Origin of the sequence: Pseudoalteromonas sp. S3178 (genome assembly GCF_005886985.1) — a bacterium.
In the GTDB taxonomy this organism is placed as follows: Bacteria; Pseudomonadota; Gammaproteobacteria; order Enterobacterales; family Alteromonadaceae; genus Pseudoalteromonas; species Pseudoalteromonas carrageenovora.
The window spans coordinates 1-482 of sequence record NZ_PNCW01000102.1 but is presented as its reverse complement, the minus strand read 5'-3'; the positions used below and the strand labels follow the sequence as shown (position 1 = coordinate 482).

The 482-nt window shown below is 45.4% G+C and carries 1 protein-coding gene; it reads right to left on the bottom strand.

Annotated elements, in window-relative coordinates; genetic code table 11:
- On the bottom strand, positions 1-482 hold a 482-nt coding region (locus CWC11_RS19970), incomplete at both ends, for an aminoacyl--tRNA ligase-related protein (protein WP_138684094.1).

The window sequence follows — 482 nt, the reverse complement described above, 5'->3', positions numbered from 1 at the left end:
CCACCCATGTACGGGCGTAATACTTCTGGTACTACAACTGAGCCGTCGGCTTGTTGGTAGTTTTCTAGTATGGCTACTAGTGTACGACCAACCGCTAAACCTGAACCGTTTAGTGTATGTAGTAACTCTGGTTTTTTAGCACCTTCACGGCGAAAACGTGCTTGCATACGGCGCGCTTGGAAATCGACCATATTTGAACAAGACGAAATTTCACGGTAGGTATCTTGCGCCGGTAACCATACTTCTAAGTCGTATGTTTTAGCTGCGCCAAAGCCCATGTCGCCCATACATAAAATTACTTTACGGTATGGTAGTTCTAGTGCTTGTAGTATTTGCTCTGCGTGGCCTGTTAGCTCTTCAAGCGCTTGCATTGAATCTTCTGGTTTTACTAGTTGTACTAGTTCAACTTTATCAAACTGGTGCTGGCGAATTAAACCACGTGTATCGCGCCCGTAGCTGCCTGCTTCACTTCTAAAACATGG